The sequence below is a fragment of the Staphylococcus sp. HMSC068C09 genome, assembly GCF_001813735.1.
Lineage (GTDB): Bacteria > Bacillota > Bacilli > Staphylococcales > Staphylococcaceae > Staphylococcus > Staphylococcus hominis.
In genome coordinates, this window is the sequence record NZ_KV813724.1 from 1 (window position 1) to 350 (window position 350).

General features: G+C 31.1%; 1 pseudogene. It reads left to right on the forward strand.

Annotated elements, in window-relative coordinates:
- Window positions 1-350: pseudogene (locus HMPREF2930_RS00470) on the forward strand (plasmid recombination enzyme); the annotation flags it as partial.

Below are 350 nucleotides of genomic sequence, written 5' to 3' on the forward strand. Positions count from 1 at the left end.
AACAGACCATATAAAGCAAAAGAACGATAAATTAATGCAAGAGTACCAAAAATCGTTAAATACGCTTAAAAAGCCTATAAATGTTCCGTATGAGCAAGAAACTGAAAAAGTAGGTGGTTTATTTAGCAAAGAAATACAAGAAACTGGAAATGTTGTAATAAGCCAAAAAGATTTCAATGAATTTCAGAAACAGATAAAAGCTGCTCAAGATATTTCGGAAGATTACGAGTATATAAAGTCTGGTAGAGCCTTAGATGATAAAGATAAGGAAATACGAGAGAAAGATGATTTATTAAATAAAGCAGTTGAGCGTATTGAAAACGCAGACGATAATTTTAACCAACTTTACG